Origin of the sequence: Micromonospora sp. NPDC048935 (genome assembly GCF_043197875.1) — a bacterium.
In the GTDB taxonomy this organism is placed as follows: domain Bacteria; phylum Actinomycetota; class Actinomycetes; order Mycobacteriales; family Micromonosporaceae; genus Micromonospora.
In genome coordinates this window covers 233,922-247,216 of the sequence record NZ_JBICTZ010000010.1, presented here as the reverse complement: position 1 = coordinate 247,216, position 13,295 = coordinate 233,922, and the positions used below count along the sequence as shown (strand labels likewise).

The window sequence follows — 13,295 nt, the reverse complement described above, 5'->3', positions numbered from 1 at the left end:
GGGGTCCCGCTCCCCCACCGCCGCTCGGCCAATGCGTCAAGCGATCGACCGTGACGGGAAAACTGTCGTACGCCTGTTCCAGTTTGTGGTCATGGTCGAGGAGTTGGCGCAGGCGGACGACGCGGTCGCCGGCTGCGTCGACGACGCCGCCCGGGCCCTCGCCGAGCATGAGCTGATCGCTGCTCTCGACGCCGCGCACCGCGTGGAGCAACGTCTCGCCGCCGGAAGTCACTTGACCTCAAGCTCGGGTGAGGTCCTAACCTCCGGTATCGGAGGTAGGGCATGAGTATGGAATTTACCGCGTGGAGGTCGATGCACCACGCGATGAACGCGCAGAAGGAACGACCGCTGTCCCGCGTCACCCTGAAGCGCATCGCGGGGTTCGCACGGCCGCACCGGGCCCTGATCATCAGGTTCCTGCTGTTGGCTGTGGTGACGGCAATCCTCACGGTGGCGGCACCCGTCCTCGCCGGGCGGGTGGTCGAGGCGATCGTCGACGGCGCCGACAGCGGCGTCGTGATCCGGTTGGCGGTGCTGATCGCCGTGATCGCCCTGGCCGAAGCCGGCCTGGGTCTGGTGACGCGGTTCCTGTCCGCCAGCATCGGTGAGGGGCTCATCGTCCAACTGCGGACGGCCGTCTTCGACCACGTCCAACGCATGCCGGTGGCGTTCTTCACCCGGACGCGCACCGGTGCGCTGGTCAGCCGCCTGAACAACGACGTGATCGGCGCGCAGCGGGCCTTCAGCGACACCCTGTCCGGGGTTGTCGGCAACGCTGTCACCCTGGCGCTGACGCTGGCGGTGATGCTCAGTTTCTCGTGGCAGATCACCGTGCTGGTGCTCGTGCTGCTACCCATCTTCGTCCTCCCGGCGCGTCGGATGGGTGCGAAGCTCGCCCAGTTGCAGCGTGAGGCGGCCGAGCACAACGCGGCCATGAGCACACGGATGACCGAACGTTTCTCCGCGCCCGGCGCGACCCTGGTCAAGCTGTACGGGCGGCCGGCCGAGGAGTCGGCCGAGTTCGCGGCGCGGGCGCGCCGAGTGCGCGACATCGGCATCCGGGCCGCCATGCTCCAGTGGGTCTTCATCACCGCGCTCACCGTCGTCGGCTCGCTGGCGCTGGCCCTGGTCTACGGGCTGGGTGGTCTCTACGCCCTGCGGGGCAGCCTCGACGCCGGGACCGTGGTCGCCCTCGCGCTGCTGCTGTCGCGCCTCTACGCGCCGTTGACCTCGCTGGCCAGTGCTCGGGTGGAGGTGATGAGCGCCCTGGTGAGCTTCGAGCGGGTGTTCGAGATCCTCGACCTCAAGCCGCTGATCGTCGACCGGCCCGACGCGCGCCCGCTTCCCGACGGGCCGGTCGCGGTGGAGTTCGACAGGGTGCGGTTCGGCTACCCCTCGGCGGACAAGGTGTCGCTCGCGTCCCTGGAGGACGTGGTGAAACTCGATGCCCGCGGCGGCGAGGAGGTGCTGCACGGGGTGTCGTTCCGCGCCGAGGCGGGGCAGATGGTCGCCCTCGTCGGCTCCTCCGGGGCGGGCAAGTCGACGATCGCGCAACTCGTCCCCCGCCTGTACGACGTCGAGGACGGCGCGGTGACGCTCGCCGACGTCGACGTACGCGAACTGTCGGCCGAGTCGATCCGGACGGCGCTGGGCGTGGTCACCCAGGACGGGCATCTCTTCCACGAGAGCATCCGCGCCAACCTGGCGTTCGCCCAGCCGGACGCCACGGAGGACGAGATGTGGGAGGTGCTCCGGCGGGCCCGCCTGGACGACCTGATCCGCTCCCTTCCCGACGGGCTCGACACCGTCGTCGGTGAACGCGGGTACCGGCTGTCGGGCGGGGAACGGCAACGGCTCACCATCGCGCGGCTGCTGCTGGCCCGTCCGCGTGTGGTCATCCTTGACGAGGCCACCGCGCACCTCGACTCCACCTCCGAGGCCGCGGTCCAGGAGGCTCTCGCCGAAGCCCTGACCGGCCGGACGAGTGTGGTCATCGCGCACCGGCTCTCCACCATCCGTGCGGCAGACCAGATCCTCGTCGTCGAAGACGGCCGGATCGTCGAGCGTGGGCGACACGGTGACCTGCTCGCCGCCGGTGGAAGGTATCAGGAGTTGTACCGCACCCAGTTCGACCAGGAGCAGTCGACGGTCCAGGAACAGCCGACAGTCCAGGAGCAGCGCGTCGCCATCTGAGGCCGCCACACCGGGCGCCTGCCGCACGACGCGGGCCGCCGCCCGCCCGGGGGGATCCCCGAGACGGGCGGCGGCAGCGGACGATCAGTCGTTGTCGTTGTCGTCGTCATCGTCGGCGTCGTTGTCGTTGTCGTCGGCGTCGTTGTCGGCGTCGACCGGTTCCTGCTCGGCCTTGACCACCGAGCCGTTGTCCCGGTCGACGTCCACCTCGTGCTCGGTGTCGCCCGCGACGATCTCGACGCTCCACACCGGCCGGCCGTCCTCCTGCTCGGCCTCGACCTCGACGATCTGACCGCCACCGGCCTTGGCGAGGGCGATCTCGCCGGCGCGCTTCTCGTCGACCGCGCTGCCCGCCGGAGCGGTGCCGGTGGACGGCGTACCGCTCGACGGCGTACCCGATCCGGTGCCGGTGGACGGCGTACCGCTGCTTGTCGCGGGAGCGGCGCTGCCCCCCGGCGCGTCCGTGGCCGTCGGTGCGACGGTGGCCGCGGCGAGTGCCGTGCCGCTGGTGCGCCTGTCGTTCGCTGCGTCGACGCCGAGTGCGACCCCGGCCACCGCCAGCACCGCCGACCCGCCGACCGTCGCCAGAAGCAGGTTGGTGCGCTTCATCGTGGTGTCCACCTTTCCTCGGATGTCAACTCCTGGGTTGTCGACTTCGAGGATCCGCTGAACGGGGATAGCGGCGCGCTGTCCGAACGCTAAGGCCGGGTTAAGCCGGTGGTGGCGTCGACGCCGCGGCCGGGCAGTCGGCCCGATCCGGTCAGAGCGCCATCTGCATGAAGACGTCGGCGCGGGCGTACGGCGGCAGTGGGATCTGATTCGGACTCACGTGCTGGAAACCGGTGGTCTCGTAGAGGTGCACCGCGTTCGCGAGCCTGGTGTTGCTGCCCAGGAACAGGGTGGTCGCGCCGAGCTCGCGGGCGCGCGTGATCGCCGCCTCGATGAGCTGGCGGCCGATGCCCCGACCGCGCACCGTCGGGAGCACAGTCATCTTCGACAGCTCGAAGACGTCGTCCGAGCTGCGGACCAGGGCGACACAGCCGATGATCTCCCCGCCGTCACGGACGATCAGCACGTCGCCACCCGGGTCGACGATGGCGGCGAACGGGTCGTTGAGCGTCTTGCGGTCCGACTCCTCGATGGTGAAGAAGTGGGCGATCCATTCTTCGTTCAGCGTCCGGAAGGCCTCGGCCTCGGCGGCGGTCGTCATGGACGTGATGGTCAGCGTGCTCGGCTTCATGGTGGGATTCTCCGGCCACCGCCATTCGAACGTCCAATATCCTGTTCGGGGTCATCCGTATTCTTGAGGTATGGAACCCGAGTTGCGCCACCTGCGCTACTTCGTCGCGGTCGCCGAGGAGCTCCACTTCGGCCGGGCCGCGGTGCGGCTGCGGATGGCCCAGCCCCCGCTGTCGCAGCAGATCCGCCAGCTTGAGGCGATGATCGGCACGCCGCTGTTCGTGCGCACCTCCCGGTCGGTGGCGCTGACGCCCGCGGGTGAGGCGTATCTGGACCGGTGCCGGCGGGTGCTGGCCACCGTGGCCGACGACGTGCACGAGGCGGGTCGGATCGGGCGCGGGGAGCAGGGGCGCTTCGACATCGGTTTCGTCAGTTCGGCGATCCAGCTCGGGCTGGCCGGACCGATCCGTCGATTCCGGGAGCGCTATCCGGCCGTGCACCTACGCCTGCACGAGGCGTACACGGCGGACATCGTCGACCGGTTGCGGAACGGCGAGGTCGATCTCGGCGTGGTGCGGGACCCGGACGACCACGACGACCTGGTCGGCACCCCGCTCGCCACCGAGTCCTTCGTCGCCGTCCTGCCGGCCGATCACCCGCACGCGGGAGACCTCGCGATCGACGCCGCGGTGCTGCGCGACGACCCGTTCGTCTTCTTCCCCCGGGTGGCCGGCGAGCGGGCCTACCAGCGCAATCTCCGGCCGTGCCTGGAAGCCGGCTACACACCCAACATCGTCCAGGACGCCACCAGTTGGGCCACTGTGGCGCACCTGGTCGCGGCCGGCCTCGGGGTGACGATCGCCCCGGCGAGCGTCTCCGCCGTGGTGCCCGCCTCGGTGGGAGTGCTGCCGTTGACCGGCACCGGGGCCACCACCGAGGTGCAGATCCTGCGCCGCCGGGACGACGACCGGATCACCGCGACGGGGTTCGAGGCCGCAGGTCTGGCTAGCCGCGCCGGTTGAGTTCGGCTTCCAGCCGTTGGACGAGCGTCTTGCGGTCCTTGCCGGCGTGCTCGTTGCGCAACGCGGTGCGGAGTTGCCGCGTGTCGAGCCCACGGACCAGCTTGGCGGCCTCGGCGACCGGCATCTCCGACATCCGCCCGGCGGTGGTGGCGTCTCGCCGTGCCCGTTTCGCCGGCCCGGTGTTGGCGACGTACTGCCTGCCGGATCGGGACGCCTCGCGCTTCTTGGTGTCGGTCGCGCGCTTCTGGCTGTCCGACATCTCGTCCCACGCCTTCTTGGGCAGGTAACGACTCGTCGTGTCGCCCTTGCGGGCGCGGGTGTCGCCCTCCTTCGTCTGCCACTTCTCGTTGCCCCAGCGCTGGAGCGACTTCTGCCGCTCGTCCTTTTCGCCCAGGAATCCCCCGCCGCGCTTCTTGTACTCCTGAGTGACAAGCTGGGACTTGCGCGCCGACCACTGCCCCGGCCGGCCGCCCTTGTCGGAAGCCTTGATCTCTTCCTTGATCTGCTCTCTGAGCTCGGGTTTCGTATACCGCGCCATAGCTGGCAGCTACCCGACGCCGCAGCGCCTATGCCTCCCGCCTCGACGTCGGTGGGCCGAGCCGCAGCAGCACCCGCGCCCCGCCCGTCGGGCCGGTGCCCAACTCCAGGCGACCGCCGCCGGCCTGCGCGGCGCGCCGGGCGATGTCCAGGCCGAGGCCCGTCGACCCGGCCGCGCTGGCGCCCCGCCGGACCGCCCCGACCGGCATCCCCGGCCCCTCGTCGGCGACGGTGAGGACCACCTCCCCCGCGTCGCGGCCTAGGTGGACGGCGAACGGCGTCCCGTCCGGGGTGTGCGCGAAGACGTTGCCGAGCAGGGCGTCCACGGCCGCCGCCAGGTCGTCGGCGGGCACACCCACCGGCAGTGGGCCGGGAACCAGGTCGAGAGTGACGGCCCGGCCGGTGTCCTCGGCCAGCACCGACCAGAACGCGACCCGGTCGGCGACGATCGCCGCCGCGTCCGAGGCGGCCGGCCGTGCCGTCGGCGAGTGCCGCCACCGGGCCTGCCGGATCAGCCCGGTGACCGCACGTTCGAGACCGTCGGCCGCGGCGGTGATCCGGGCGGCGTCCTCCGGGTCGCGCAACGACTCCGCCTCCAGCCGCAACGCCGTCAACGGGGTACGCAACCGGTGCGACAGGTCGGCGACCTGTTCGCGTTCCTGCACCAGGAGCACCTGGATGCGGGTGGCGAGGTGGTTGAGCGCACCGGCCACCTCGCGCAGCTCGGCCGGGCCGGCCGGGGTGACCCGGGCGTCCAGCTCGGCGTTGGCGAGCCGGTGCGACACGGCGGAGAGGTCGCTGATCGGCCGGACCAGGGTGCGGGCCAACCGGTCGGCGACCAACAGACCGATCAGCACCAGCAGCACACCGAGCAGGGCCAGCACCAACCAGGCCCGGGTGACCCCGGCGGTCAGCTCGTCGCGCGGCACCACGATCCGGATCACCCCGGTCCCGTCCGCCCGACCCTGCACGGCGATGACCACCTCCCGGCCGGCCGCCGACTCCCCGGTGAGGCTCTGCCCGCGCGCGGCCAGGGCCACCGCCGGAGTACGGGGGGTCTGCGCGCCGAGCACCGACCCGTCCGGCAGGAAGACACTCACCGGTCGTCCGGATTCCGCGGCGAGTTGCTCGACGGTGAGCCGGATCGTCGCCCCGTCGGCGGTGCCGACCACCGGCACCAGGCTCTGCGCGTCAGCGGTGGCCGCGACGGTCGCCCGGTCCTCCGCGACGGTGCGGACCAGCAACGCCAGCGGCACCAGGAAGGCGATGAGGGTGAGCACGCTGACCGCGGCGACGAGCAGCGCGAGCCGGACCCTCACGGTTGCGCCGCCGGTGCCTCGAGACGCACACCGACCCCGCGCACGGTGTGCAGGTAGCGCGGCTGTTGGGCGTTCTCCCCCAGCTTGCGGCGCAGCCAGGACAGGTGCACGTCGACGGTCTTGTCGGCGCCGCCGTACGGGATCTGCCAGACCTCGGTGAGCAGCTCCCGTTTGGTCACCACCTGGCCGGGGCGGCCGGCCAGGTGGTGCAGCAGGTCGAACTCGCGCGGCGTCAACTCGACGAGCGCCCCGTCGAGGGTGACCTGCCGGGACCGGGGATCGACGCGCAGCCCGCCCACGACGAGCGACGGGTCCTGCCCGTCCGCGCCGGCCGGGCCCCGCCGCAGCACCGCCCGGGCGCGGGCGTCGAGCTGCGCGGCGGTGAACGGCTTGACCAGGTAGTCGTCGGCGCCCGCGTCGAGCACCCGGACGATCTCCGCCTCGTCGTCGCGGGCGGTGGCCACGATGACGGGCACCGAGCTGACCGCGCGCAGCATCCGCAGCAGCTCGCGGCCGTCCAGGTCGGGCAGGCCCAGGTCCAGCACGACCAGGTCGGGCCGGTCCTCCAGGGCGTCCCGCAGACCGGCCATCGCGGTCGAGGCGGCGGCCACCGCGTGCCCGCGTTCGCGCAACGCCCGGATCAGCGGCGTACGGATCGTCAGGTCGTCCTCGATGAGCAGCAGGCGGGCCACAGCTGGCAGGTTAGCCGCTGGCGTCGGCGGCGAGGCGCACGTTAACCATGCCTTAGCGTCCGGATGTGCCAACGACAAGGACGGATCGGGGATAGTCAGCGGATGGGCCGTCGTTCGATTCTCGTCGCCGCCGGGTGGGTGGCCACGGTCGCCGTGGCCACCCTGATCGGGTTGGGCGCGATCCGACTCGTCGGGGAGAGCATCACCGGCACCCCGGGCGGGGTGCGCAGCGAGGCGGAGATCGAACGGGCGCTCGCCTCGCCCGAGCCGCTGCCGACCGCCGCGACGGGCACCGGCTCGGCCGCTCCGGGCACGACCGGCACCGCACCGAGCGCCAGCCCCGGCGCCCGTCGGGGGTTCGCCACCGACGGCGGCACGGCCGTGGCCGAGTGCGGCCCCGACGGGGTACGCCTCGTGTCCTGGGCGCCCGCGCAGGGCTACCGGGTCCGGGACGTGGACCGGGGCCCGGACGACGACGTCGAGGTCACGTTCGCGGGGCCGACCCGCGAGTACGAGTTGAAGGTGCGCTGCATCGGCTCGGAGCCAGTGGCCGTCGCCGACGACTAAGCCAGGTGTACGACGTGAGGGGTTTCTACGCCTACCACCGAGGCGCAGTAGGCCGTGACTGCGTCCGACTGCCCGCCGTGGAGGGACCTGTCCCGGGACCGCTTCGGGCTGCCGAAGGCGTGCCCGGACCTAGGTCCGGGCACGGTGCCGCCTCTTAACCCAGGTGCGGACAGCCCGATGCACGACGGATCTCATCGCCATCGGGACCGGCGTGTGCGACGACGCACCTTGCGTTGACCGCTGGCGGGCCGTCGAACGGAATCAGTCTCCGTACCAGTGGAGCATCAGGCCCGGCTCGTCGCGCCACCGCGCCAGCAGTGCCCGTAGCGCCGCCACCAGCTCACGTTCCATGCCGTCGTCTGCCGTCGCCTCGAGACGGTCGACTTCGACGTCGAGCTGCGGCAGATCCTCACGACTGAGTACGCCATCTGACCATGGGTCCAGCTGGCCCAAGATCGACAGTCGATTCCCCCCGGCCGCGTTCATCAACGGCAGTAGCTCCTCCACGGACACGTCGAGCAGCAAGCCGTATTCCTCCGCATTGGCCCACTCTCCGGCGTCAGCACGGTGGCGTTCACGCCGCTGCGTCCGGGTAGCACGACGCAGGCTCTTCGGACGCGGCTGCGGGGGGCGCAGCACCAACAGCAGACCCACCTCGGCGACGGTACGGCATCACTTTCACTGAGCCTGTCCTACATCTGCGACTGGCCCACGGACATGGTGGAGAAGGGGTCAGCGGCACAACAGAAGGCCGGACCCCTGCCAGGGTTCGGGCCGTTTCAGCTTTCGTCGCGCGCTTGGTGCGGCCGGTGCATCTTGATCCATTGTTCTACGTCAGCACGGTCCCAGACCCGCACCTTGCCGCTGGCCACCGTGTCGATGGGTGCAGGGAAGGTGGCACGGTTCGTGATCTCGGTGGCACGGGTACGCGACACGCCGCCGAGCATGTCCGCGATGTCGGAGAGCGCCACGAGTCTCACTCCATGACCGTATCGTGCCACCTGCACACGTTGCCACTTGCAAGCTTGACGGTGCCCACGTTGAAGCGACAACCGGATGCGGTTCGGTCACCTGATCGGGGATCGGTGGCCGGACCTGCCTGTTCCTCGAGGTGGAGCCGTGGCCATGGACGACGGACCCGTAACGCCAGCGCTGGTCATCTGGACTGCGCAACGGGTGATCAACCAGCATCACGAGTCACCGAGCCGCTGCGCGCAGTGCCGGGACGACGGGTGCGAGATGTTGACTTGGGCGCGGGACACACTCAGGGCGCACCGCGGGTGATCGAACGGGAGCTGCCCCGGTCAGTGTGGGTGCCGATGCTGGCCCGGCAGACCGTCGCGCAGCACCAGGCGCACGGATCGTGCCGGCGCTGCCGGCCGGACGGGTGCACGGAGCTGCGGTGGGCCAGCGACCGGTTGACGACCAGCCGCCTACCGGGGCCGACCACGCGCGGGGCCGCACCATGATCAGGTGATGAGAAGTAGTTCAACGCCGTTGCGATAGGTGGAACGGCTGTTCGTCAACCAGCACCTGCCTCGCCGATCATGGAGTTGTGGTGGGTAGCAGAATGCCCGTAAACCCTCAAAGTCGGCACCACAACTCCATGATCGCCAAGCCGGGCCCAACCCGCTCCCCGATCGGGCACTTCCTGTCCCGGGTTGACCCGCCGGCTACAGCCCTCACGCAACGGTGTTGAGAAGTAGTTGTCAGGAGGCCATCTGAACTACTGGGCAGCACGTGATCGAGGGGAGTCCGCCCCCACCGCGCGATCGGGGGTGGGGGCGGACTCAGGTGGTGGTTCAGCTGGTGTACGCCTCCACCTCCCAGAGCGAATGGCCGTATCCGGTGCCCCGGGCGGTGCCGTAGATCCGCAGGTAGCGACCGTTGACGCCGAGCCCGGTGTGCTCGTCCACGCCGCCGTCGCCCCCGGTCACCGTCTTCGCGGTGGTCCAGGTGGTGCCGTCGTTCGAGGTCTGGATCTGGTACGCGCTGCTGTAGGCCGCCTCCCAGCTCAGCTTGACCCGACCGATCGCGGTGGGGCTGCCGAGGTCCACCCGGATCCACTGCGGGTCGGAGAACGTGCTCGACCAGCGGGTGGTGAGGCTGCCGTCGACCGCCTGGGCACCGGACACGTCCGCGCCCTCGGTGCTGGACGTCGACGTGGGCTTGTTCAACAGCAGGTTGCCGCCGGTCGGGCTCCCGGTGCCGCCGTACACCTCGAACTCGAACAGCGAGTAGCCCCAGGCGGTGCCCCGGGTGGTGCCGAGCAGCCGGACGTACCGGCCGGAGCCGGTCAGCCCGGTCAGGTCGTCCACGCCGCCGTCGCCGCCGGTCACCGTCCGGATCGTGGTGAAGGTGACGCCGTCGGGTGACGTCTGGATCTGGTAGCCGCTGCCGTACGCCGCCTCCCAGGTCAGCTTGACCCGGTTGATGGCGTACGAGGCACCCAGGTCCACGTCGATCCACTGCGGATCGCCGAAAGCGCTGCCCCAGCGGGTGCCGCTCGCGCCGTCGAACGCGTTCGCCGGGGTGTAGGCCCCTTCGAAACTGGACGCCCGGGCCGGCTTGCCGCGCGCCAGGTTGGCACCCGGGTCCGGATCCGGGCCGGGTCCGCCGGGGCTGCCGGAGAGGGTGAACTCGTCGATGTCGAACCACGGCCCGGCGCCCTTGAAGACCAGGAACAGGGTCCGGGTGCCGGTCGGGGCGGTGACCCCGCCGGTGACCGTGGCGAAATTGGCGTACCCGCCGGTGGGCACGACGGTGGCCGAGCCGACGAGCGGCCCGGTGGGTGAGTCGACCCGCAGTTCGAGGGTGCCGCCCCCGCCGGCCGGTGCGCCGACCCGGGCGCTGAACGACTGGACGCCGGCCAGGTTGTACGGGCGGAACGAGATCCAGTCGTTGTTGTCGATGTAGCCGACCGCCGCACCGCCGTGCCCGGCCGCCCCGGCGACGATCTGGACGCCTGACGAGTCACCGAAGTGCTCGGCCTGGCGCACGCGCGGTTGCAGGACGGCCTGGGTGTGCGTGGTCAGCGCCGGTTGGCCGCCGCCGCCCAGGTCGGTGTACTCGGCGTCGATGATGCCGAAGATGTTCGCCGCCGTGTCGTGCTCACCGTCGGCCGAGGTCTGGATGACCCCGGTGCAGCCCTGCGCGCTGCCGAGCTGGTGGCCGTGCGAGTCGTGGCCGAGGACGTAGTTCACCTTCACCCGGGCGCAGTTGATCGCACCGTCCTGGGCGTCGGTGACGGTGACCGAGAATGGCACGGCGTCCCCGAAGCTGAAGGTCTGCCCGTTCAACGGGGTGTTCACGGTGACCACCGGGGCGCTGTTGCCGACGGTGACCACCACGCTCGCGGTGGCCGTCTTGCCGGTGGTGTCCCGCACCGTCAGCGTGGGGCTGCGGGTCCCGTTGGTGGTGTACGTGAAGCTCGGGTTCGCGGCGGTCGAGTCGGTGGTGCCGTTGTTGTCGAAGTCCCAGGCGTAGGTGAACGGGTCACCGTCCGGGTCGAGGGTGCCGGCCGAGGAGAAGGCCACGGTCAGTGGCGCGGTGCCACTTGTCGGGGTGGCGAACACCTTGGCGACGGGCGCTCGGCCCTCGCGGGCGTACTCGATGCGGTAGAGCGCCGAGTTGGCGTCGCCGTTGAACCAGCCGGTGCCGTAGTCGAGGACGTAGAGCGCGCCGTCCGGCCCGAACTCCATGTCCATGACCTGGGTGCCGGTCCACGGGAACGGATTGATCTTCAGTGGTTGGCCGGACGCGTCGAGTTTGATGTTCTTGATCCAGCGGCGACCGAACTCACCGGCGAAGTAGGTCCCGTCGTAGTACTCGGGGAACGCCACCGGCGAGGTGCTGTTCCGGTCGTACCGGTAGACCGGGCCGCCCATCGGCGACAGGCCGCCGCCGGTGAACTCCGGCGGCGAGCCGGAGCCGCCGTACGGCAACCAGGCCGGGATGGCCGGCGGCAGCTGGGTGATGCCTGTGTTGTTCGGCGAGCTGTTCACCGGTCCACCGGCGCAGTCGAACTTCGCCCCGGACGGCCCGGACGGGAAGGTGTAGTCGTTGTAGGCGTCGTTGCGGGCGGTGCAGTACGGCCAGCCGTAGAAGCCGGGTCGGTCGATGCGGGCGAACTCCACGTTGCCCGCCGGTCCCCGGTTCGGGTCGGCGGTGCCCGCGTCGGGGCCGTAGTCACCGAGGTAGACGACGCCGGTGGCCTTGTCCACGCTCATCCGGAAAGGGTTGCGGAAACCCATCGCGTAGACCTCCGGGCGGGTCCGCGCGGTGCCCGGCGCGAACATGTTGCCGGCTGGAATGGTGTACCCGCCGGCCGCGCTCGGCTTGATCCGGAGCACCTTGCCGCGCAGGTCGTTGCTGTTGGCCGAGGTGCGCTGCGCGTCGAACGCCGGGTTACGCCCGGCCCGCTCGTCGATCGGGGTGAAGCCGGCCGAGTCGAACGGGTTGGTGTCGTCACCGGTGGACAGGTAGAGGTTGCCCGCCGCGTCGAAGTCCATGTCACCGCCGACGTGGCAGCACATGCCCCGGCTGGTCGGCACGTTGAGGATCAGCGTCTCGCTGGCCAGGTTGATGGTGTTGTCCGCATTGACGGTGAACCGGGCCAGCCGGTTGACGCCGTCCCAGACGGCGAACTGGGCCGGTGTGCCCTCGGCTGGCGCACCGCCGCCGGGGGTGCTCAGTGGTGGGGCGTAGTAGGCGTACACCCAGCGGTTGGTGGCGAAGTTCGGATCGGCCTTGATGCCCTGTAGGCCCTCCTCGTCTCCGGTGTAGACCGGCAGGGTGGCGGCGACCTTGGTGTTGCCGGCGACGTCGGTGTGCCGGATCACGCCGTCGCGGGAGGTGTGCAGCACGCCCCGGTCCGGCAGGACGGTGAGGCTCATCGGCTCGCCGGTCTCGGCCGCGCCCCTGGCCAGCTCCACCTGTTGGAAGCTGCTGCTGACGGTGGGGCCGCAGTCGGCATCGACCGCCCCGGCGGCGGTCTGGATGCCGCCGAGCAGGTGTTGCCGGAAGGACGCCTCGCTGTACGACGCGTCGGTGTGCCCGAGGCCCGTGTACCAGGCTCGACCGCCGGAGTAGTTCTGGCACCAGGAGATCGGGTGGTCGGCGCCCATGCTTCCGCCGGTGTAGGTGCTCTCGTCCAGCGTGGCCAGCACGTGCGCGGTGCCCCGGGGGTTGGTGCGGTAGTTGTACAGCTCGTCGAACCGGCTCCACCGTTGCGGCAACGTCGCGGTGGACGGGTGCACCTGGTCGGCGACCTTGACGGTGGCGGTCTGCTCGGCCGGGTGCGAGGCGAAGTACGCCCCGACCAGCCCGCCGTACCAGGGCCAGTCGTACTCGGTGTCCGAGGCGGCGTGCACGCCCACGTACCCGCCCCCGCCGGTGATGTAGCGCTCGAACGCGGCCTGCTGGGCGGCGTTGAGCACGTCGCCGGTGGTGGACAGCCAGATCACCGCGGCGAACCGGTCCAGATTGGCGTCGGTGAACTGGGCGGCGTCCTCGGTGGCCTCGACGGTGAAGCCGTTGGCGGCACCGAGCTGCTGGATGGCGGCGATGCCCGGGGTGATGGACCCGTGCCGGAAGCCGGCGGTCTTGCTGAACACCAGCACGGTGAACGGGGCCGCGCTGGCCGTGGGTGGCACGGCGACGATGCCGCCGGCCACGAGGATCGCGCTCAGTGCGACGCCGAACCACGATCTCAGGGATCTGCGCACGATTGTCCTTTCGCGGTGCGAGGACGGCGTGCGCCGATCACGCCTGATGGTGGGGTGAGG

12 protein-coding genes are annotated in these 13,295 nt (G+C 70.8%); 4 read left to right on the top strand and 8 right to left on the bottom strand.

The annotated features are described in order from the left end of the window. The first annotated feature begins 31 nt into the window (after positions 1-31). Both ACGFIW_RS25855 and ACGFIW_RS25850 read left to right on the top strand, forming a co-directional pair. The gene (locus tag ACGFIW_RS25855) at positions 32-286 is read left to right on the top strand and encodes a hypothetical protein (protein ID WP_393320646.1); all 255 of its coding nucleotides are present in this window, start codon (positions 32-34) and stop codon (positions 284-286) included. Then, on the top strand, positions 283-2,193 hold the full coding sequence (locus tag ACGFIW_RS25850) for an ABC transporter ATP-binding protein (RefSeq protein WP_393320643.1): 1,911 nt from the start codon (positions 283-285) through the stop codon (positions 2,191-2,193). The genes ACGFIW_RS25855 and ACGFIW_RS25850 overlap by 4 nt, the downstream gene beginning before the upstream one ends. Before the next feature lie 84 nt (positions 2,194-2,277). Here the strand turns inward: ACGFIW_RS25850 and ACGFIW_RS25845 are convergent, their stop codons facing one another. Beyond that, entirely contained in the window at positions 2,278-2,802 is a 525-nt protein-coding gene (locus ACGFIW_RS25845) for a PepSY domain-containing protein (RefSeq protein WP_393320640.1), read from the bottom strand. Between the two features lie 151 nt (positions 2,803-2,953). Continuing rightward, entirely contained in the window at positions 2,954-3,433 is a 480-nt protein-coding gene (locus tag ACGFIW_RS25840; protein WP_393320637.1) for a GNAT family N-acetyltransferase, read from the bottom strand. Between the two features lie 70 nt (positions 3,434-3,503). On the opposite strand from ACGFIW_RS25840, the gene ACGFIW_RS25835 reads away from it, so the two are divergent. Beyond that, positions 3,504-4,394 (top strand): LysR substrate-binding domain-containing protein, encoded by an 891-nt coding sequence (locus ACGFIW_RS25835; RefSeq protein WP_393320634.1) that lies wholly within the window; start codon positions 3,504-3,506, stop codon positions 4,392-4,394. Here the strand turns inward: ACGFIW_RS25835 and ACGFIW_RS25830 are convergent. The 3 genes from ACGFIW_RS25830 to ACGFIW_RS25820 are packed head-to-tail and all read right to left on the bottom strand — an operon-like array spanning position 4,378 to position 6,942. Further along, positions 4,378-4,932: a DUF5872 domain-containing protein gene (locus ACGFIW_RS25830; protein ID WP_393320631.1), complete on the bottom strand. Its 555-nt coding sequence runs from the start codon at positions 4,930-4,932 to the stop codon at positions 4,378-4,380. The two genes, ACGFIW_RS25835 and ACGFIW_RS25830, sit on opposite strands and share 17 nt — an antisense overlap. 28 nt (positions 4,933-4,960) lie before the next feature. Beyond that, on the bottom strand, positions 4,961-6,250 hold the full coding sequence (locus ACGFIW_RS25825) for an ATP-binding protein (RefSeq protein ID WP_393320628.1): 1,290 nt from the start codon (positions 6,248-6,250) through the stop codon (positions 4,961-4,963). Beyond that, positions 6,247-6,942 (bottom strand): response regulator transcription factor, encoded by a 696-nt coding sequence (locus ACGFIW_RS25820; protein ID WP_393320625.1) that lies wholly within the window; start codon positions 6,940-6,942, stop codon positions 6,247-6,249. The genes ACGFIW_RS25825 and ACGFIW_RS25820 overlap by 4 nt, the downstream gene beginning before the upstream one ends. A 102-nt stretch (positions 6,943-7,044) precedes the next feature. Between ACGFIW_RS25820 and ACGFIW_RS25815 the strand changes: the two genes are divergently transcribed. Next, positions 7,045-7,509 (top strand): septum formation initiator, encoded by a 465-nt coding sequence (locus ACGFIW_RS25815; protein WP_393320622.1) that lies wholly within the window; start codon positions 7,045-7,047, stop codon positions 7,507-7,509. 261 nt (positions 7,510-7,770) lie between these two features. Here the strand turns inward: ACGFIW_RS25815 and ACGFIW_RS25810 are convergent, their stop codons facing one another. From ACGFIW_RS25810 to ACGFIW_RS25800, 3 genes are all read right to left on the bottom strand, one after another. Next, a complete protein-coding gene (locus tag ACGFIW_RS25810; protein WP_393320619.1) occupies positions 7,771-8,163 on the bottom strand; it encodes a hypothetical protein in 393 nt (130 codons plus the stop codon). Positions 8,164-8,288: 125 nt separating this feature from the next. Then, complete coding sequence (locus ACGFIW_RS25805) at positions 8,289-8,480, bottom strand: hypothetical protein (protein WP_393320616.1); 192 nt, start codon at positions 8,478-8,480, stop codon at positions 8,289-8,291. A gap of 831 nt (positions 8,481-9,311) precedes the next feature. Further along, positions 9,312-13,235, bottom strand: coding sequence for a ThuA domain-containing protein (locus tag ACGFIW_RS25800; protein WP_393320614.1), 3,924 nt, complete (start codon positions 13,233-13,235; stop codon positions 9,312-9,314). Positions 13,236-13,295: the final 60 nt, after the last annotated feature.